Here is a 19230-nt window from a genome sequence, read left to right as displayed (position 1 = left end):
ATTATTCAAACATACTAAACACACAACCTCCATATTTTTTAGAGGTTACAAAGTGAGGTAAATTTGAAAGGTCAGTACGAGAAGAATGTTCTATAATGAGAGTACCATTTTCATTGAGAAAATCTCTTTCAAAAATAAGTTCGGCAATCTCAGTAAATTTTTCTATAGGAAGTTCATAAGGAGGGTCAGCAAAAATTACATCAAAACGCTGTACAGTGCGTTTGAGGTATTCATACACATCAGCTTTGAGCACTGTGATAGGATAGTCAAGCTCACGTGCTGTTTTGTTAATAAACTGCACGCAACCACTATGACTATCCACTGCAATAAGTGAAGGACACCCCCTGCTAGCAAATTCATAACTGATATTTCCTGTACCCGCAAAAAGATCAAGTACTGAAAGTTCATCAAAATAGTAATAGTTGTTAAGAATATTGAACAAAGCCTCCTTGGCAAAATCGGTCGTAGGTCGAACAGGGAGTTTGGCTGGAGCTATCAGTTGTTTACCTTTATTTTTTCCTGAAATGATGCGCATTTTTTATTAATTATATCAGGCGACAAAAGTACTAAAAAATACGAATACATACAAATTGCTTGTGCATTCAATAAAAAGTTGTACTTTTACGCCCTCAAAACTATCACTATATGATTGCTTTAAATTTTATATGGAATTCTAATGAGATTCTCGCTACTATAAACTTACCTATTGTAGGCTCATTTTCTCTTCGTTATTACAGCTTAATGTTTATCGTCGCTTTTAGCTTGGGGTGGTATCTGACTAAAAAAATATACCTCAACGAAGGTAAAACTATACAACAGCTTGATACTTTATTTGTCTATACAGCAGTTGCTACCTTAGTAGGTGCACGCTTAGGTGATTGCTTATTTTACAATTGGGATTATTTCAAAGACCACTTGCTCGAAATCTTTTTACCTATTAAAGAGAAACCCGGTGGCGGTTGGGAACCTACAGGCTTTTCAGGTTTAGCAAGTCACGGAGCTGCCATAGGGATTATTATCGCTATGATACTATATGTACGTAAATATAAAGATATCAGTCTATCATGGATATTAGACCGTGTAGTAATTCCTATTACTATTGGAGGAATGTTTGTACGCTTTGGGAATTTTTTCAATTCTGAAATCAATGGTAAAGAAGTAAGTGACACTTTTCCTTTAGGGGTCAAATTTGTACAAGGAGGAGCTATCTCTCCACGCCAAGCAATGGAAATCACTCAACAATCTGACCCACAATCGGCTTACCAACTCATTGCTCACGACCCACGTTTCTCCGAAATATTAGCTTCCATTCCTTATCAACACCCTGCACAACTATATGAAGCCTTTGGTTATTTCTGTCTGTTTTGGGTATTGTGGTACGTGTATTGGAAAACTAACAAAAAAAATAAACCCTACTTTATTTTCGGTCTTTTCTTAATAGCTTTGTGGAGCATCCGTTTTGCGGTAGAATTTGTAAAAGAAAGTCAAGGAGGATTTGAAAGTTCTTTAGGTTTACTTTCTACAGGTCAATGGCTGAGCATTCCATTTATCATAGCAGGCTTTTATTTACTATTTAGAAAAACACAAAAAGTATAATTATATTCAAAAACAAAAATGCAATTTTTTAGAAAACACTTTGTAACAGTAGCTTTAGCATTAGTTGCCTTAGCTGCAATCGCTCTCATTTTGCCTCGTTTTTTTGGCAGTAATAAAACTGAACAAATCGTAGAGATTACTCCTGATGACATTCAGTTTACTAAAGATGGAGAGCTTTCTATTTTCAAAAACGATTCTCTTATCCAAACCATTGATGTAGAGTTTGCAAAAAATGAAATGGAACGTTCCTTAGGATTGATGTATCGTTCTTCAATGGATGAACATCAAGGAATGTGGTTTATATTCTCTGAAGAAGCACCACGCTCTTTTTATATGAGAAACACTGAAATTTCTTTGGATATTATCTATTTAGACAAAGATAAGAAGGTAGTAAGTATTGCTAAAAACGCCCGGCCATACGATGAAACTTCTTTACCTTCAGAAAAACCTGCGATGTATGTACTCGAAATTAATGGAGGTTTAGCCGATAAATGGGGAATTGATAAAGGTGATAGGGTAGAAGTAAAATAAACCTTTACGATGGAAGAAAAAGTAATATTAGTAGACGAACAAGACAACCCTATAGGCTTGATGGAGAAGCTTGAAGCACATCAAAAAGCACTATTGCATAGGGCTTTCTCTGTATTTATACTTAACGATAAAGGGGAGATTATGCTGCAACAAAGAGCTGCTAATAAGTACCATTCTCCTAATTTGTGGACAAACACTTGTTGCAGTCATCCACGTGAAGGAGAGACTACTATTGAAGCTGGTAAACGCCGATTACAAGAGGAAATGGGATTTGTTACAGAGCTTAGTGAAGTGTTAAGTTTTATTTACAAAGCTCCTTTTGACAATGGGCTTACTGAACACGAACTCGACCATATTCTTATAGGTTATTACAACGATTCACCTATTATTAACCCTGATGAAGTATCCAATTGGCGTTGGACATCTCCTAAAAACATCAAAGCTGATATTACAAAATTTCCTCATCAATATACTGAATGGTTTAAAATTATTTTTGATAAATTCTACGATCAGATTAGTCAATAAAAAAGGGATGAATTAATCATCCCTTTTTTAATAACTCTATTGCGTGGTTTCGTGCTGAAACTCCACTATTTTTACCTTCTAACATTTCTGATAGTTCAGTAATACGTTCTTCTTCAGTGAGCAATTTCAAATGTGTTGTAGTCTTGCCATTCTCATCTTCTTTAAATACCTTAAAGTGATAATTCCCTTTAGCAGCTATTTGCGGTAAGTGAGTAATTGCAAATACTTGTCGGTTTTTACTCATCGCTTTCATTATATCACCCATTTTCTGAGAAATTTCTCCAGACACTCCTGTATCTATTTCGTCAAACATTATAGTAGGCAATGCAGTATGCTCTGCCATAATAGCTTTTACTGCTAACATTATACGTGAAAGTTCCCCTCCTGAAGCTACTTTTTTCAAAGTACCAAAGTCTCCACCTTTATTAGCTGAAAATAGAAATGATAACTCATCATTACCATTAGTAAAGAAACTATCAGTAGCTTTGAGTTCTATGGCAAATTTACCATTTGGCATACCGAGTTCGTGCATAAAGTACGTGAGTTTCTCATCTAAAGCAGGAATTACCTTTTCACGTGCATTGTGAATCTCGGTGGCTTTCTCAAGGGTAGCAAGCTTTTGAGCTTCTACTACTTTTTGCTGTTGATTGAGATCTATATCCACACTTTCAGTTTTAGACACAGCTTGTTCTAATTCCTTCTGAATTTTAATAAGTTCAGCAACTGTAGTTACTTTGTGTTTCTTTTGAAGTGCATATATTTTGTTGAGTTGAGCCGATATTTCCTCCAAACTCTCAGGATCAGTTTCTATATTTTCGTCTATATAGGCTATTTCACTGTTCAAATCTTCGAGTTCTAAAAATGCTGATTCTATACGTTCATAGAGTTCTCTGTATTGCTGTTTGTATTCTGCAAGATTAGAAAATGCGCGCTTGAGTTCACGTAATTTATTGAGTATCCCTACCTCTTCATCATTAAGCAACTGTATACTTTCTGCTACACTTTCTTTTATATCTTCTATATTTGAAGCTTCTTGATAACTCTCTTCTAATTCCTCCAAAATGCCTTCTTCTAATGTAACTGATTTAAATTCTTTTAATTGGTGTAGATTATAATCATATTCCTTAGTCGCATTTTTTTGAAATTCGATAAGTTCTTGTAATTTTTTCTGTTCCTTTTTTAATAATTGATGAAGCTGTGAATATGCTGTAAGAAGTGCTTGATCATCAGCCATAGTATCAATAATTTCAAACTGAAAAGAAATATCGCTCAAGGCCAAAGTTTGATGCTGAGAGTGAATATCTACCAAAAGTTCTCCTAAACGAGAAAGTACTTCTAAAGTAGCAGGAACATCGTTTACAAAAGCCCTTGATTTACCTGAAGGGAGTATCTCTCGACGAATAATTGTTTGTGAATCATAGTCAAGATCTAATTCGTTAAACAACGATTGGAAGCTGTATTTTTGTAGTGAAAATTCTGCTTCTATTACACATTTTTCATCTTTATTACGAAGGGAAGCCATATCGGCACGTTTCCCTAAAATAAGAGAGAGAGCATCAAGCATAATTGATTTACCTGAACCTGTTTCACCTGTGATAATAATAAAACCTTCAGGAAAATCTACTTTCAAGTCATCTATAAGAGCATAGTTTTTTATAGAAAGAGATGTGAGCATAGTCGTTATTTAATTTCTCCCCATTTGGCACCTTGGGTAGGGGCTAATTTTTGTAAGGTTTCTTTTAGTATTTTAGTATCTACCATTACTCCACCCGCAAAAATAGCTGCAATTTCGTCAGTTTTTGCATTAAAAAAGAGTGTCATTGCATAGGAATTAAGGCGAAGACTTGGTATTTTATCTAATAATAAAATAGCAGTTTGAATTGTTTCTTTAGCTTGTTTTTCATTAGAATTCATTTGGTCTAAGCCTAAACGGTGGTATTGGTATAGAGTTTTGTGGTAATCGTCATAATTCTCAGAAATAAGTTCATTTATAAGTGAAAACCGATTATTTCTGCCATTATCTGTCCATCCTTCATAGCCACTATTTTGTCCTAAATTAGCAATCTGTTTGGCTTTGATAAAATAAGGATACCCTCCTTTTTCTGAAAAAGTATCAGCATCAAAGCCTAATAACAAATAAGCATAGTAAGCAACTACTGAAGTAAGATTAGACTCAAAAGTACTTTCATTAAATGAAAGTGGTGCAAATTCTTGATATTCAAAAGATACTTCTTTATCTTGCAAGTTAAAAATAGGTGATTGATAAGCACTATTATACACAGGTCGCGACGATTGTACCAAAAGAGTAGCCTCATAACGTGTATTTTCAAACTTAGTAATCACCAATGTAAAACTACAACGCAATCGCTCGTTTTCACGCACCTTTATATCTGTCCATCGCGTTTGATTGATAAACTCTTGCAATGACTTTTCTAAAGTTTTGAATACTGAACGATTGCTCAAATTCACTTGCTGTGTATTTACTGTTACTATAGCATTGAGCTCTTGTGAATGAGTAAAAACACAACTGAATAATACAAAAAAGAATAGTATTTTTTTCATCAAATTGTTTTTAATAAGGAATTTCTTCTGTGATTTCAAGTCCGTAGCCTGACATACCCACATAATTTGACGCATTTTTAGAATTGCTAAGCAATCGCAATTTACGAATACCTAAATCATTGAGTATTTGAGCTCCCATACCTATATCTTTAGTGTCTTTATCTATTTGAGGTAGAGGATTTCCTTTTTGGTTTTCCTTCATTTGAGTAATATGTTGTAATAGGTTCTGAGAATACCTTTCTTTATTGATTACAATTACAGCACCTTTGCCTTCCTCGTTTATTTTCTTAAAGATGCGTTCTAATGGATTATCTTTATCACCTGCTAAGACTTCTAAAATGTCATTACTAATAAACGAAGCATGTACACGAGTGAGAACAGCTTCATCATTTTTCCAAGTGCCTTTTGTAAAAGCCAAATGGATTTGTTTGTTAGTAGTTTGCTCATAAGCACGCAAGCGAAATTCTCCATAAGGAGTTTGCAACAAAAAGTCTTCTTTTTTTACCACTAAAGTATCTTTGCGCATACGATAGGCAATGAGGTCTTCTATAGATATGATTTTAAGATCAAACTTTTTAGCTACTTCCACCAATTGAGGTAAGCGAGCCATCGTACCATCTTCATTGAGTATTTCTACTAAGATACCTGCAGGATAAAGTCCTGCTATACGTGTGAGGTCTATAGCAGCTTCAGTATGTCCTGAACGGCGTAACACACCTCCTTGTTTAGCACGGAGTGGAAATATATGTCCTGGGCGTCCTAAATCAAATGGTTTAGTTTCAGGATTTACCAATGCTTGGATAGTTTTAGCCCTATCGAAAGCTGAAATACCTGTAGTACAACCATTTCCTTTCAAATCCACTGATACAGTGAATTGAGTTTCGTGTAGTACGGTATTGTTCTGCACCATCATTGGTAGGTCTAACTCTGCACATCGTTTTTCAGTAAGTGGCGCACATACTAATCCGCGACCGTGAGTAATCATAAAGTTAATCATTTCTGGAGTTACTTTCTCAGCTGCTGCTATGAAGTCTCCTTCATTTTCACGGTTTTCATCATCTACTACAATGATTACTTTTCCTTTTTTTATATCCTCTACAGCTTCTTCTATGCTGTTTAGTTTAAAATTATTCATTTTTTATATAATATATAACTTAACTTTAAAAGTTGATAGTGATATGTTTGATTTTTGCGCTCTCTTCTATATCGCCCTTAGAGATATTATCAGCAAGACCGAAAGCAGTTTTGATTGCAGTTTTATCGAATGTAAAATAGAAATTTTGACCTTTAGGAGTAACGAGCACACTACTAATAGAGGGTTGTATTTCTAAATCAGGGTATTTATCTTTCACATCTTTGAAAGTACTCTCTAATGATATACCTTTTTCAGTAGTGTACAAAGGAGAGAGTACTAGTACGCTCTCTATCACTTCTACGCCTTTTTCATTGGTAGTAGGTGTGATTTCAAGAAGTTCTTTACCATCCTTGCTAAGGATTGTAATGCGCTCAGAACTTGCATAACGCAACTCTCCTTCCACATTAGAATTTACAATTGAATCCTTAGCAAAAATAGAATCTAATTTTTGTATAGGTGTATTTTTTTGAAGTACCCCTATACTGTTATTAGTAATGAGAAAATTATTTTTGCTGTTGTTACAAGCAGTAAGCCCGATCAAGGCTATAGCGGTGATGATAAGCTTTTTCATTATTTTTTGATAATTTTGTTCAATATTCCTAATACACCTCGTATAAAGGTAGCACTGGTTACCATTTTTACTAATGGGTTTTGTCCTGAGCGTTTTGCTGGAGCTTTAGAATTGTTGTTTGATGATGTTTTTTCTACTTTCTCTGCTCTATCAGCTTCTTCTTTTGCTGCTTTTTGCTTTTGTTCTTCCTCGTGAACTTCTTCAATTTTTTTATTGAGTAACTCATAAGCACTTTCACGATCGATAACTTCGTTGTATTTGCGTACCAATTCAGAGTTATTTACAAGGTTTTCTATTTCGGTATCGGTAAGTATATCCATTCTACTCATAGGAGCACGCATCATTGTGGCTACCAAAGGTGTAGGGATTCCTTTTTCGTTTAATGCAGTCACTAAAGCCTCTCCCGTACCAAGTGTTGTAAGAGTTTCTGTAGTATCGTAAAATTCTGATGAAGGATAATTTTCAGCGATTAGCTTAATAGCTTTACGATCTTTAGCTGTGAATGCACGAAGTGAGTGTTGTACTTTCATACCTAACTGTGAGAGCACTGCATCAGGTATATCTGTTGGATTTTGAGTACAAAATATCAATCCTACACCCTTAGAACGTATGAGTTTTACAATATTTTCTAATTGGTTGAGAAGGGTTTTTGATGCTTCATTGAAAATAAGATGTGCCTCATCTATAAAGATAACCAATTTTGGTTTCTCCATATCACCTACTTCTGGGAAAGTAGTGTATATCTCGGCTAACAGACTCAACATAAAGGTAGAAAACATCTTAGGACGATCTTGTATATCAGTAAGTCTAATGATATTCACATAGCCTTCACCTTGGTTGTTTGTACGCAATAAGTCTTGAGGGTCAAAACTGCGCTCTCCAAAGAAAAGATCAGCACCTTGATGTTCTAACTCTACTAATTTACGCAAGATTGCACTGGTAGAGGTTTTAGAGATAGAACCATATTCTTTTTCAAAACTTGTTTTGCCCTCTTCAGTAGCATATTGAAGAATTTTTTTGAGATCTTTGAGGTCTAAAAGAGGTAATGCATGGTCATCACAGTATTTGAATACAACTGCGAGAACGCCCTCTTGTATATCGCTTAGGTCTAAGATACGTGAGAGCAATACAGCACCAAATTCTGAAATAGTAGCGCGCATACGCACTCCTTTCTGGGCTGAAATGGTGAGTAATTCGGTAGGAAAAGCTTGTGGTTGAAAATCTAATCCTATTTTGCCCAATCGTTCTAAAATAAAAGGTTTTACTTCACCCGATACTGCAATCCCACTGAGGTCACCTTTCAAGTCCATTAAAAGTACTGGAACACCTTTTTTAGAAAGGTTTTCAGCAATTACTTGTAGTGTTTTAGTTTTCCCTGTACCTGTAGCTCCTGCAATAAGCCCGTGGCGGTTTAAAGTTTTTAAAGGTAGTTTTACTAAAGCATTTTCAATAGGTTGCCCTTCGTATACTGCACCACCTAAGATGATGGCATCACCTTTAAAGGTATAGCCGTTGGTAATAGTTTCTCTGAAAGATTCTATATTAGTCATTTCATTTAATTATCTAAAGTGTTTCAAGCGACAAAGATACATACTTTTATCGAAATATACAAATTTTCCTTATTTTACTCTTGATACCGTAATGCCGTCACGAATAGGCAATAACACTGTCTCCACCCGTGAATCATCTTTTAACTTCTGATTATATATCATTAGTGCTTGAGTATGCTTATCGTTCTGTTTTACTTCTTCTACTACCTTACCACTCCATAACACATTGTCTGAAAGAATGATGCCTCCTCGGTTCATTTTTTCGATAATCAAATCAAAATAAAGACTGTAGTTTTGCTTATCAGCATCAATAAAAACAAGATCAAAAGTAGTGTTGAGAGTAGGAATAATATCGGCAGCTTTACCGAGATGTTGTACTATTTGACTTCCATAGCCACTACGGTCAAAAAAATCACGTTGCAAGTCGATGAGTTCTTCTTTGATATCAATAGTATGTAGTACTCCATTCGTTGATAATCCTTCTGCCAAGCAAAGGGTAGCATAGCCCGTATAAGTACCTATTTCCAAAATAACTTTAGGCTGTACTAACTTAGATAATAAACTGAGAAAACGCCCTTGTAAATGCCCACTAATCATTCGTGGTTGGAGTACACTAAGGTGTGTACGTTTACTGAGCTCTTGCAACAAAAGAGGCTCATTATCAGTATGTTCGTTGGCATAATTTTCTAAATCTTCTGATAAAAAGTGCATTAGCAAAATATTTTTTAGGGCAAAGATAGTAATAATATTAGAAAATATTGTAATTTTGGGCGCAAATTCACGACTATATGAAAGCACTCGTTATCATTGATGTACAAAATGACTTTATGCCTACAGGATCTTTACCTGTGAAAGAAGGAGATCAAATTATACCTTTTATCAATGCAGAAATGCAGAAAGGTTATGACCTTGTAGTTGCTACTCAGGATTGGCACCCTGCTACCCATAAAAGTTTTGCAAGTCAGCATAAGGGTAAAAAGCCTTTTGATGTAGTTCAGTTAAATGGTATAGAGCAAATACTGTGGCCAGACCACTGTGTGCAAGGGACTTTTGGTGCTCAACTACATAAAGACCTCGACATAAGACCTATATCAGCCATTTTTAGAAAAGGAATGAACCCCGAAATAGATAGTTACAGTGCTTTTTTTGATAATAACAAACTTAATAATACCGGCTTGCACGGCTTTTTGCAGGACAAAAGTATTACAGAACTCGTATTTTGTGGTTTAGCAGGTGATTTTTGTGTAGCTTATAGTGCCAATGATGCCAAAGCCTTGGGCTACAAAGTAAATTTGTTTGACAAAGGAATAAGATCTATTAATTAAGAAGTGGCTCAAATAATTTCATATCAGAGAGAAGGTGCAACTGTATATGTACAAAAAGGTGCTGAATGTGATCCTTCTTTACTGGATAAACCAAGAATATGGATAGACTTTAATACCCCTTGGGAGGATTTATATTTCCTATCACAAGCTGATATAAAAACAGATTCTAATGGCAATGAAATAAGCTTGAAAGAAGGAATGCAAGTTTCTGTTTTTGATTTTGACTCTGATGAAAATAATAATCCAGATAATCTATTAGCTGATGGTATTGTAGTTTTGAATGAAACAGGAACATATACCAATACGAAATGGCTTATAAAAGTACTTCCTAATGAAAAATATGGGAAATACTATTGGGTATCAGATACTAAAAAGTAAAAAATGAATTGTATAAAATGAAATATATCACCTACATACTATCAGCCTTACTCCTTGCAAGTTGCGAAACTCATTTTTTTTCGTCTCCTGAGAAATATGAAACTCCCTTTGAAAATAAAGATGGTTTAAAAAGCTCTTCGTATGAGGAAGTGATTGATTATTACAAACAACTTTCGCAAGACTTTGCTTCTATATCTTTCAAAACAATGGGACAAACTGATAATGGTGTACCCTTGCATTTGGTGATATACAGCCCTGATGCTGAATTTAACTTCAATAAATACCGCAAAGAACGAACTATTATCTTCATCAACAATGCAATTCACGGCGATGAACCTGACGGAGTGGACGCTACGATGTTGCTTTTCCGTAATTTAGCCCAAAATGAAATCAAACTTTCTGGGAATGTGATGGTAGTAACCATTCCTGTCTATAATATAGGAGGAATGCAAGAAAACAGGAAAGAGAGTGCTGCTCACTATAATTTAGACAACGATTTTGTAAAAGCTGATGTAGAAAATACTTTATCTTTCGCTAAAATCTTTCAAGAAATACAACCCGATATTTTTATAGACAACCAAGTAAGCCGAAAAGAAGAGTATCAATACACTCTTAGCTACTCATTTTCTAACAAACAAAAGTTAGGAGCTTTCTTAGGAGGGTATATTGAAAATGTATTGACACCACGCCTTGCTGATACCCTCCTGAATAGAAGTGATATTTTCAAAAAAGATACACTTCACAAACCTTTTCGACGTTTAATTGTTGATGATACTATCGGCAGAGCAAACAATGCTATTGGCTATGCTTCACTTTGGAATTGTATAGGTATTCGCTTAAATACTCATATATTTCAATCGTATAAACAACGGGTAGAAGCTAACTATGAAACTATGAAAACTATTATAGAAGTTGCCGATGCTGATAATCAGTATATTAAACAACTAAAAATAAAACAAGCTCAGACATATGCTAAAGAAGTATCATCTGAATACTACATAATTCCTAAAGCGTGGCAACAAGTAATTGCACGACTCAATGCTCACAATATAGAAATGAAAGAGCTCACAAAAGATACTTTGATGAATGTAAATTATTATCAAATAGAAGACTTTAAGACTATAACACATCCATTTGAAGGGCATTATTTACATTATGACACCCAAGTAAGTAATCATAAAGAAAAAATGCAACTTTACAAAGGTGATTATGTGGTACCTACTTCACAGTTTGCCAAACGATATTTGTTAGAAACCTTGGAACCTACTGCTGTTGATTCTTTCTTCAACTGGAACTTTTTTGATAGTATTTTTGGAGAAGGAGTACAAGAAGAAAATAAAATTATTTATCCAATTTACCGAAAAGAGTAATAGTATTATGAAGAACATAACTAATTATTTTATCTTCTTATGTTGTATCTTACTGATTTCTTCTTGCAAACAAAAATCTAAAGAAGAAACCTCAGAAAAGGAACTGTCTACCTCTATTTCTGATACCATTTCTCAAAAAGAACAACTTTCTTGTGAAGAATGGCTTACAAAAGTGATGCGCTCTTCAAATTTTATTCCTTTAGCTGAAGTATCTATTGCCGATTGTTATCTCTATATAGATGAAGCAGAGTTAGATAACATTACTATGTGCGTATACCTTCCTACTGATGGAGATAGCAAGACAATGCCTATAGGTTGGTTGCAATTGAATGTTACTGAGAAGAAACTTTATGATATTTTTTCAGATCCCGATAACCCTAAAGAGCTAAAGTTTAACACTTCTTTGTTAGACCAATACGATTTTGAAACATTTTGTGGAGTATCATCTCAAATAGAAGAGAAAGTTAATGAAAAACGCAAAAATTGTAAAGATATAGCTAACCATCATAATTTCACTTTTACTACTATATGTGAATACCCTAAGGTTATAAACTTTACTGCCTTATATGATTCTCTTAGAGCAGTTGAAAAAGATCAGAATTTATTAAAGAAATTACCAAAAAAAGATACATTATTCACTAAAAATAAATCTATAGAAATTAAATATCGATTGTATAAAGATAGTATAACAGTGAATATGCTCTGGATTGAATCAGCAGGAAGTATTGATTACAAGATTTATAAAGAAGGAAATAAAGGAGTTACTCTAACAATTAATGCTCCAGATTAATAAAATACGACCTTTAAAATATCTGACTTATATGAAACAATTATTATTTATTTTATGTATTTTACCAGCTTTTACTGTAGCACAAAATTTAAGCGTAATGACTTACAATATTCGCTATGACAACAACTACGATGGTATAAACTCTTGGACAGAAGGCAATAGAAAAGAAAAGGTATTTACCATTATCAACGATGCAAATCCTGATATCTTTGGGGTACAAGAAGCCTTAGCTCATCAGCTTAAATTCTTGGAAGAGCGTTTTCCTACCTATCAACGTGAAGGTGTGGGACGTGATGATGGTAAAGAAGCTGGTGAACACTCAGCTATCTTCTTCAAAAAAAATCGTTTTGTCTTACTTGATAAAGGTAACTTTTGGCTCTCTCAAACACCTGATGTTCCCTCCTTAGGTTGGGATGCTACTTGCTGTAATCGCATCTGTTCTTGGGTGAAACTCAAAGACAAAAAAACGACCTTTTGGGTATTCAATCTTCATTTTGACCACGAAGGTAAAGTAGCTCAAATACAAAGTGCTGACTTAGTTTTACGAAAAATCAAAGAAATTGCCAAAAATGGGAAAGTTATTTTAATGGGTGACTTCAATCTCCCTACTGAACATCCTGCTGTACAAAAGATAGCAACACAGCTGTATGATACTCAGTTATCTCCCACTAACAAAACACCTAATATGGGTACTTTTAATGCCTTTAAAACCGATGAGCCACTGAAAGGACATATAGATTTCATTTTTACAGAAAAATCTATTAAAATCAAACAATACAAAATTATAGAAACCCGCATCGATAGTCTCTATCCCTCTGACCACTTACCTGTATGGGTACAATTACAACTAAAATAAAATAACAAAACGATATGAAACAGTATTTATCCGACCGTATCAACGCTATGGAAGTTTCGGCTACCTTAGGAATGGCAGCTAAAACACGAGAACTCAAAGCTGAAGGCAAGGATATCATCGGTCTTAGCTTAGGTGAACCCGATTTTGATATTCCTGATTTTATAAAAGATGCCGCTATTGAGGCTATACAGCAAAATTACAGCAAATACACACCTATTGACGGGTATTTGGAGCTGAGAGAGGCAATTTGTGAAAAGTTCAAAAGAGACAACAATCTCAATTACAAACCTTCACAAATTGTAGTTTCTACGGGAGCTAAACAATGCTTGGCAAATGTAGCTTTGGCGATGCTCAATACTGGTGACGAGGTGATATTTCCTGCACCTTATTGGGTGAGTTATAAGGAAATAGCTAAAATGGCAGGAGGCATTCCAATAGAGGTTCACACAACCATTGAGAATAACTTCAAAATAACTCCTGCTCAGTTAGAAGCTGCTATTACTTCTAAAACAAAAATGGTATGGTTCAATACCCCTTGTAACCCTAGTGGTTCTATCTACAGCAAATCCGAATTAGAAGCCCTTGCTGTAGTACTTAGGAAACATCCTCATATTTTCATTCTTTCTGACGAAATTTATGAATACATCAACTTCACCAATGAGAGAGTAACTAGTGTTGCTGAAATCGATGGCCTTTATGAACGTACTATTACTGTAAATGGAATGTCTAAAGCATTTGCAATGACAGGTTGGCGTATAGGTTATATGGGAGCCCCCGAATGGATTGCTAAAGCTTGTGCTAAAGTACAAGGACAAGTAACGAGTGGTGCTAACGCCATAGCACAACGAGCTTCTATTGTAGCTTTAAAAGCTCCTAAGAGCAAAATACAATATATGGTAGATGAGTTCAAATGTCGAAGAGACTTAGTATTACAACTTTTAAATGAGATTGAAGGCTTTAAACTCAACATTCCTGAAGGAGCTTTTTATGTGTTCCCAGATATATCGTCTTTCTTTGGTAAAACCTTAAGAGGTCGCGTTATAAACAATGCTACTGATTTTTCTTTATATCTATTAGAAGAGGCAATGGTAGCTACTGTTACAGGAGAAGCTTTTGGAGATGCTAATTGCATTCGTTTCTCGTATGCAGCTTCTGAGAAAGATTTGCGAAAAGCTATCCGTCGTATCAAAGAAAGTTTGCAATAATTTTGTTTGGCAATTCAATGAAAAGTATTACTTTTGCGCCGTTTCTTAAAAATAAGAACATTTATTCTTTTAAATTCTTACATCAATGGCTATATCAGAGAGTAGAACTATTAAATACTTAAAATCTTTTTATCTAAGAGATTACCTTACTATATTTGTAGGGTTAGTATCTTACGCTGTGGGTATTACAGGCTTTATAATGCCTAATGGGATAGTAACAGGAGGATTAGCAGGTATTTGCCTTATCCTAAATTACAAATTGGGGTTAGATTTTGCTATTACCTATTGGACAATTAATATCACCCTTTTATTAATAGGTTTTAAGGCAGTGAGCAAACAGTTCACTTACCGAACTTTTATCTCCATATCTATTTTATCAGGATTGATTTGGGCAGGGAAAGAGTATTTGATGCCTTACTTTTTGGAACACCCTCCTTTGAGTGGTGATTTTCTTTCTGTAATTATGGGTGGTTTACTCTGTGGTACAGGTTTAGGTTTAGTATATTCGGCTAATGGAAGTACTGGTGGTACCGATATTATAGGATTTATACTCACTAAATATTGGAATATGAGTATTGCACGTATTCTCTTGGTAGTGGATGTGTGTATTGTATTATCCTCTTTCTTCATTTTAGAACATCAAGACAATTCAATTGAAAAAACTGTTTATGGGCTCATCCTTCTTCCATTGATGTGGCAAATGGTTGAAATTGTTATCAATGGGGCAAGACAATCAGTGCAGTTATTTATATTTTCAAAACACTACGATGAAATTGCAAACCATATCAATAGTGAACTAAAACGTGGTTGTACTATTATTGATGGTATTGGTTGGTACTCTAAATCTTCACAGAAAATAGTGATTGTAATTGCTCGTAGAACAGAAGCTACTTCTATTTTCCGCTTAGTACGTACTATAGACCCTTCAGCGTTTGTAACCAAAACAAATGTTATGGGAGTTTATGGTAATGGCTTTGATAAATTGAAATAATTTTTCCTATTTTCAAGAAAAGTAGTATATTTGCCCACTGAAAAAAACAATAACAGATGATTCAGAGAATACAAACAGTTTATATGCTGATAGTTGCAATAGTAGCAGGTCTTCCTGTTCTTTTTGGGTTGGATTGGATCAGAACAATAGTCTTTGCCCTTTCGGCTGTATTGGCTATCTACAGCATATTTAAATATAAGAAAAGAAGTGTTCAGCAGTGGCTCAACTGGCTGAATATACTTATAAATTTTACTTTACTAGGAATATTTGTATATCGAATGCTAAACTCACCTGGAGAAAGCTTTATTTCTGAGAAAGGTGTTGGGGTTTTCGCACCCGTGCTTTCTATCGTTTTTTTGTTTATGGCCAACAAGGCTATCAGACGGGACGAGAAGCTCGTAAAATCTGCAGACCGATTGCGATAGACCTATAATCTTAGTAGTGTTGTGCGTTAAAAAAATCCTAAGTATATATACTTAGGATTTTTTTATTACCTTTGCACTTTATTCGCTAAATATATAAACAATGAAAAGAACGTATGCTGGAATTCCAGAGGAAAATGCAACACTGGAAAATGCCAAAGTAATGTTAGTAACAGTACCTTATGATGGTACATCTACATGGGGCAAAGGAGCTGACAAAGGTCCTGAATTATTTTTAGATGCCTCAGAAAATATGGAGTTATACGATATTGAAACTGATACTGAACCTTACCTCAATGGAGTGTATTTAGCAGGTGAAGTAACTGAAAGTAGTTCACCTGAAACAATGACACAAGCTGTTTATGAAAAGACCCAAGAACTATTGAAGCACGAAGATAAGCTCTTTACTCTTTTTGGTGGGGAACACTCAGTGTCTATTGGTTCAATACGTGCTGTAGGTGAGAAATATGAAAAACTCACTGTATTACAACTTGATGCTCATACTGATTTACGTCCTGAGTATCATGGTTCTACCTCTAATCACGCTTGTGCTGTGTTTGAAGCGAACCAAAAGCACAAATTGGTACAAGTAGGTATCCGCTCAATGGATGCAGAAGAAAAACAATATTTGCCTAAAGGTCGTGTGTTCTTTGCTCACGAAATTGCTAAAAATAACAATTGGATAGAGGATGTATTAGACAAAGTATCTGGTAATATATATATCACTATTGACTTAGATGCTTTTGATCCAGCAATAGCACCTTCAACAGGAACTCCTGAGCCAGGTGGTTTACAATGGTATCCTACGCTCAAACTCTTGCGTAAAGTGTTTAAAAAATGTAATGTAGTGGCATTTGATATTGTAGAACTAATGGATAGTCTGCAAGCAAAACCAACTGCTTTCTTAGCTGCAAAACTCTACTACAAAATGTTAGCTTATTATTTTAAATATAACAAGAAAAAAGGTGTCTAATAACGACACCTTTTTTCTATTCATTTATTATAGTGAGTTTTGCAAAACGCAATAGTATATTCTTCAGTCCTCCTGACTCAAAATTAACTTGTGCTTTTCTATCATTGCCTACACCTTCAAGAGCTTTGATGATTCCTTTACCGAAACGTTCGTGATAAACAGTTGTTCCTACTTCTAATTCGTTGTAGATAATTCTGTTAGGTGAAGCATTTTGTATACTATTCACGGGTTTAAGCTTGCGTAATCGCTGTTGTTCATCACCCGTAGGGGCATTTTTAGAGGGGGGGGTACCACTGATAGGCTTTTGTAAACGCAATTTACTCTTATCTACTTCACCAAAAATATCTCTATCTATCAAAGGTTTATAACGATAGTTAGGATTAGACAAAGTGGGGGTAAGATAATGTAAATAACGTTCATCTATTTCCTCTATAAACCTACTTGGTTCGGTATCTGATAGATTTCCAAAACGATAGCGTCTTTCAGCATAGGTGAGATAAGCCTGCTTTTCAGCACGTGTTAGCGCCACATAAAACAAGCGACGTTCTTCTTCTAATTCATCACGTGATTGTATACTTTTTGCCAAAGGAAAAAGATCTTCTTCCATCCCCACTATATATACATACGGAAACTCCAAGCCTTTAGCTAAGTGAATCGTCATTAAGGCTACCCGATCGTCATCTCCTATCTCTTTATCGCTATCGGTAGCTAAAGATACATCTTCTAAATATTCAGCTAAACTACCTGTACTATCCGCTACATCTTCTTGCCCAATCACAAAGTCCTTCATACCATTAAGCATCTCCTCTATATTTTCCATTTTAGCGATCCCCTCAGGAGTACCATCTTTTTTAAACTCTTGTAATAATCCTGTTTTTTTAGCTACTTGTTCTGCTACTTCAAATACATTCGCTCGCTGATTGAGTGCTTGCAAGTTGAGTATCATTACCACAAAATCTGTGAGTTTTTGCTTGGTTGTACTATTAATATGTAATTCAGGTAACTTATTTACATTGTACATTATCTCAAAGATAGACTTCTTATAGTGATTGGCTGCCAATGTAAGTTTTTCCATTGTAGTTTCTCCAATACCACGAGCTGGAAAATTAATAATGCGTACCAACGCTTCTTCATCATTAGGATTGATAATCAAACGCAAATAAGCAAGCATATCTTTAATTTCTTTGCGTTGGTAGAATGAAAGTCCTCCATAAATGCGATAAGGTATGTCACGTTTTCTAAGAGCATCTTCTATAGCACGCGATTGTGAATTAGTTCGATAAAGTACAGCAAATTTCCCATTAGCTAACTGGTGCTGCATCTTATTTTCAAAGATAGAACTCGCTACAAAACGTCCTTCATCGGCATCAGTAGGACTACGATGTACTTTGATAAGCTCTCCCATCTCATTTTCAGTGAATACTACCTTATCTAACCGTACTTTGTTGTGTTCAATTACACTGTTAGCTGCTTCCACTATATTTTTAGTAGAGCGGTAGTTCTGTTCCAATTTATATTCTTTAGCTTCAGGATAATCACTTTTAAAATTCAATATATTATTGATATTTGCCCCACGGAAAGCATAAATACTTTGAGCATCATCACCTACCACACAAATATTATGAAAACGGTCAGCGAGAGCTTTTACAATAAGATACTGAGAGTGGTTTGTATCTTGATACTCATCTACAAGTATGTACTGAAAGCGATTTTGGTATTTAGCTAATACTTCAGGGTATACATTCAGCAATTCATTTGTCTTCAGCAGTAAATCATCAAAGTCCATAGCTCCTGCTTTAAAACATCTTTCTACATACTCCTGATAGATTTCTCCAAAACGCGGTTGCTTCCTAATAGCATCGTTTTCTACAAGTTCAGGATTATTGAAATAAGCTCGTACTGTAATAAGATTATTTTTTAAAGAAGAAATGCGTTGTTGTATCTGTTTGTATTTGTATACATCTTTATCCAACTCCTTTTCTTTAATAATTCCATTAATAAGTCGTTGAGAGTCTTGAGTATCATAGATAGTAAAGTTCTGAGGATAACCTAATTTATCAGCTTCAAAACGCAATATTTTAGCAAATACAGAGTGAAAAGTACCCATCCATAGATTTTTAGCCTCGCTATTGCCTACAATATCCGCAATACGTTTTTTCATTTCATTAGCTGCCTTATTAGTAAAGGTAAGTGCAAGTATATGAAAAGCATCTACTCCTTGTCGCATTAGGTTAGCAATACGATAAGTAAGCACACGAGTCTTGCCCGAACCTGCTCCAGCAATTACAATAATAGGACCTTCTTTCTGAAGTACTGCCGCACGTTGTGGTGCATTAAGTCTATTGAGTTCCTTTTCAAATGTATCCATAAATAGTGTGTTTTTAAGGGCGCAAAGGTAGCGATAATTTAGCAATTAGGCAATTTAGGAACTGATAGTAATTTTGCTTCTC

20 protein-coding genes are annotated in these 19230 nt (G+C 34.9%); 12 read left to right on the top strand and 8 right to left on the bottom strand.

Annotated features, from left to right (window positions below; translation table 11 throughout):
• Position 1 precedes the first annotated feature (1 nt).
• Positions 2–535, bottom strand: coding sequence for an RsmD family RNA methyltransferase (locus I7X29_RS01975; protein WP_088594281.1), 534 nt, complete (start codon positions 533–535; stop codon positions 2–4).
• 110 nt (positions 536–645) lie between these two features.
• Here I7X29_RS01975 and lgt point away from each other — a divergent pair, with 110 nt between their 5' ends.
• The 3 genes from lgt to idi are packed head-to-tail and all read left to right on the top strand — an operon-like array spanning position 646 to position 2652.
• Positions 646–1596 (top strand): prolipoprotein diacylglyceryl transferase, encoded by a 951-nt coding sequence (lgt, locus tag I7X29_RS01970; RefSeq protein WP_088594282.1) that lies wholly within the window; start codon positions 646–648, stop codon positions 1594–1596.
• Between the two features lie 18 nt (positions 1597–1614).
• A complete protein-coding gene (locus tag I7X29_RS01965; RefSeq protein ID WP_088594283.1) occupies positions 1615–2127 on the top strand; it encodes a DUF192 domain-containing protein in 513 nt (170 codons plus the stop codon).
• Positions 2128–2136: 9 nt separating this feature from the next.
• Positions 2137–2652 carry an isopentenyl-diphosphate Delta-isomerase gene (gene idi, locus I7X29_RS01960; protein WP_009751134.1) on the top strand — a complete coding sequence of 172 codons (516 nt, stop codon included), beginning with the start codon at positions 2137–2139 and terminating at the stop codon, positions 2650–2652.
• Between the two features lie 16 nt (positions 2653–2668).
• Here the strand turns inward: idi and recN are convergent, their stop codons facing one another.
• From recN to I7X29_RS01930, 6 genes are all read right to left on the bottom strand, one after another.
• Positions 2669–4327: a DNA repair protein RecN gene (gene recN / locus I7X29_RS01955; protein WP_198472605.1), complete on the bottom strand. Its 1659-nt coding sequence runs from the start codon at positions 4325–4327 to the stop codon at positions 2669–2671.
• A 5-nt stretch (positions 4328–4332) separates the two neighbouring features.
• Positions 4333–5214, bottom strand: coding sequence for a type IX secretion system protein PorD (gene porD, locus I7X29_RS01950; RefSeq protein ID WP_198472604.1), 882 nt, complete (start codon positions 5212–5214; stop codon positions 4333–4335).
• A gap of 10 nt (positions 5215–5224) precedes the next feature.
• A complete protein-coding gene (ribB, locus tag I7X29_RS01945) occupies positions 5225–6349 on the bottom strand; it encodes a 3,4-dihydroxy-2-butanone-4-phosphate synthase (RefSeq protein WP_009751131.1) in 1125 nt (374 codons plus the stop codon).
• A gap of 25 nt (positions 6350–6374) precedes the next feature.
• Positions 6375–6920: a hypothetical protein gene (locus I7X29_RS01940; RefSeq protein ID WP_088594286.1), complete on the bottom strand. Its 546-nt coding sequence runs from the start codon at positions 6918–6920 to the stop codon at positions 6375–6377.
• Complete coding sequence (locus I7X29_RS01935) at positions 6920–8470, bottom strand: helicase HerA-like domain-containing protein (protein WP_198472603.1); 1551 nt, start codon at positions 8468–8470, stop codon at positions 6920–6922. The genes I7X29_RS01940 and I7X29_RS01935 overlap by 1 nt, the downstream gene beginning before the upstream one ends.
• A gap of 69 nt (positions 8471–8539) precedes the next feature.
• Positions 8540–9181, bottom strand: coding sequence for an O-methyltransferase (locus tag I7X29_RS01930; protein WP_198472602.1), 642 nt, complete (start codon positions 9179–9181; stop codon positions 8540–8542).
• Between the two features lie 77 nt (positions 9182–9258).
• On the opposite strand from I7X29_RS01930, the gene pncA reads away from it, so the two are divergent.
• From pncA to speB, 9 genes are all read left to right on the top strand, one after another.
• On the top strand, positions 9259–9795 hold the full coding sequence (pncA, locus tag I7X29_RS01925; protein ID WP_009751127.1) for a bifunctional nicotinamidase/pyrazinamidase: 537 nt from the start codon (positions 9259–9261) through the stop codon (positions 9793–9795).
• 3 nt (positions 9796–9798) lie between these two features.
• Positions 9799–10173 carry a hypothetical protein gene (locus I7X29_RS01920; RefSeq protein ID WP_009751126.1) on the top strand — a complete coding sequence of 125 codons (375 nt, stop codon included), beginning with the start codon at positions 9799–9801 and terminating at the stop codon, positions 10171–10173.
• 17 nt (positions 10174–10190) lie between these two features.
• Positions 10191–11543, top strand: coding sequence for a M14 family metallopeptidase (locus I7X29_RS01915; RefSeq protein WP_198472601.1), 1353 nt, complete (start codon positions 10191–10193; stop codon positions 11541–11543).
• Between the two features lie 7 nt (positions 11544–11550).
• Positions 11551–12333 (top strand): hypothetical protein, encoded by a 783-nt coding sequence (locus I7X29_RS01910; protein WP_225883641.1) that lies wholly within the window; start codon positions 11551–11553, stop codon positions 12331–12333.
• Between the two features lie 31 nt (positions 12334–12364).
• Positions 12365–13189, top strand: coding sequence for an endonuclease/exonuclease/phosphatase family protein (locus tag I7X29_RS01905; protein ID WP_198465936.1), 825 nt, complete (start codon positions 12365–12367; stop codon positions 13187–13189).
• Between the two features lie 14 nt (positions 13190–13203).
• On the top strand, positions 13204–14394 hold the full coding sequence (locus I7X29_RS01900) for a pyridoxal phosphate-dependent aminotransferase (RefSeq protein WP_198465935.1): 1191 nt from the start codon (positions 13204–13206) through the stop codon (positions 14392–14394).
• Between the two features lie 85 nt (positions 14395–14479).
• Entirely contained in the window at positions 14480–15385 is a 906-nt protein-coding gene (locus tag I7X29_RS01895) for a YitT family protein (RefSeq protein WP_009751121.1), read from the top strand.
• 56 nt (positions 15386–15441) lie between these two features.
• The gene (locus I7X29_RS01890; protein WP_040361118.1) at positions 15442–15810 is read left to right on the top strand and encodes a DUF4293 domain-containing protein; all 369 of its coding nucleotides are present in this window, start codon (positions 15442–15444) and stop codon (positions 15808–15810) included.
• 100 nt (positions 15811–15910) lie between these two features.
• The gene (gene speB, locus I7X29_RS01885; protein ID WP_198472600.1) at positions 15911–16780 is read left to right on the top strand and encodes an agmatinase; all 870 of its coding nucleotides are present in this window, start codon (positions 15911–15913) and stop codon (positions 16778–16780) included.
• Positions 16781–16796: 16 nt separating this feature from the next.
• Here the strand turns inward: speB and I7X29_RS01880 are convergent, their stop codons facing one another.
• Positions 16797–19148 carry an ATP-dependent helicase gene (locus tag I7X29_RS01880; protein WP_009751118.1) on the bottom strand — a complete coding sequence of 784 codons (2352 nt, stop codon included), beginning with the start codon at positions 19146–19148 and terminating at the stop codon, positions 16797–16799.
• Positions 19149–19230: the final 82 nt, after the last annotated feature.

It is taken from the genome of Capnocytophaga periodontitidis, assembly GCF_016126015.1.
Taxonomy (GTDB): domain Bacteria; phylum Bacteroidota; class Bacteroidia; order Flavobacteriales; family Flavobacteriaceae; genus Capnocytophaga; species Capnocytophaga periodontitidis.
The sequence above is the reverse complement of the archived record's forward strand: the minus strand, read 5'-3'. Positions and strand labels throughout refer to the sequence as shown.

Bases quoted from the DNA above. Each gene is read 5' to 3' on its own strand.
- speB (WP_198472600.1), top strand. From the start codon at position 15,911: ATGAAAAGAACGTATGCTGGAATTCCAGAGGAAAATGCAACACTGGAA.
- I7X29_RS01905 (WP_198465936.1), top strand. From the start codon at position 12,365: ATGAAACAATTATTATTTATTTTATGTATTTTACCAGCTTTTACTGTA.
- I7X29_RS01940 (WP_088594286.1), bottom strand. From the start codon at position 6,920: ATGAAAAAGCTTATCATCACCGCTATAGCCTTGATCGGGCTTACTGCT.
- I7X29_RS01890 (WP_040361118.1), top strand. From the start codon at position 15,442: ATGATTCAGAGAATACAAACAGTTTATATGCTGATAGTTGCAATAGTA.
- I7X29_RS01915 (WP_198472601.1), top strand. From the start codon at position 10,191: ATGAAATATATCACCTACATACTATCAGCCTTACTCCTTGCAAGTTGC.
- pncA (WP_009751127.1), top strand. From the start codon at position 9,259: ATGAAAGCACTCGTTATCATTGATGTACAAAATGACTTTATGCCTACA.
- I7X29_RS01880 (WP_009751118.1), bottom strand. From the start codon at position 19,148: ATGGATACATTTGAAAAGGAACTCAATAGACTTAATGCACCACAACGT.
- porD (WP_198472604.1), bottom strand. From the start codon at position 5,214: ATGAAAAAAATACTATTCTTTTTTGTATTATTCAGTTGTGTTTTTACT.
- I7X29_RS01910 (WP_225883641.1), top strand. From the start codon at position 11,551: ATGAAGAACATAACTAATTATTTTATCTTCTTATGTTGTATCTTACTG.
- I7X29_RS01930 (WP_198472602.1), bottom strand. From the start codon at position 9,181: ATGCACTTTTTATCAGAAGATTTAGAAAATTATGCCAACGAACATACT.
- I7X29_RS01900 (WP_198465935.1), top strand. From the start codon at position 13,204: ATGAAACAGTATTTATCCGACCGTATCAACGCTATGGAAGTTTCGGCT.
- I7X29_RS01965 (WP_088594283.1), top strand. From the start codon at position 1,615: ATGCAATTTTTTAGAAAACACTTTGTAACAGTAGCTTTAGCATTAGTT.
- ribB (WP_009751131.1), bottom strand. From the start codon at position 6,349: ATGAATAATTTTAAACTAAACAGCATAGAAGAAGCTGTAGAGGATATA.
- lgt (WP_088594282.1), top strand. From the start codon at position 646: ATGATTGCTTTAAATTTTATATGGAATTCTAATGAGATTCTCGCTACT.
- I7X29_RS01935 (WP_198472603.1), bottom strand. From the start codon at position 8,470: ATGACTAATATAGAATCTTTCAGAGAAACTATTACCAACGGCTATACC.
- idi (WP_009751134.1), top strand. From the start codon at position 2,137: ATGGAAGAAAAAGTAATATTAGTAGACGAACAAGACAACCCTATAGGC.
- I7X29_RS01895 (WP_009751121.1), top strand. From the start codon at position 14,480: ATGGCTATATCAGAGAGTAGAACTATTAAATACTTAAAATCTTTTTAT.
- recN (WP_198472605.1), bottom strand. From the start codon at position 4,327: ATGCTCACATCTCTTTCTATAAAAAACTATGCTCTTATAGATGACTTG.
- I7X29_RS01975 (WP_088594281.1), bottom strand. From the start codon at position 535: ATGCGCATCATTTCAGGAAAAAATAAAGGTAAACAACTGATAGCTCCA.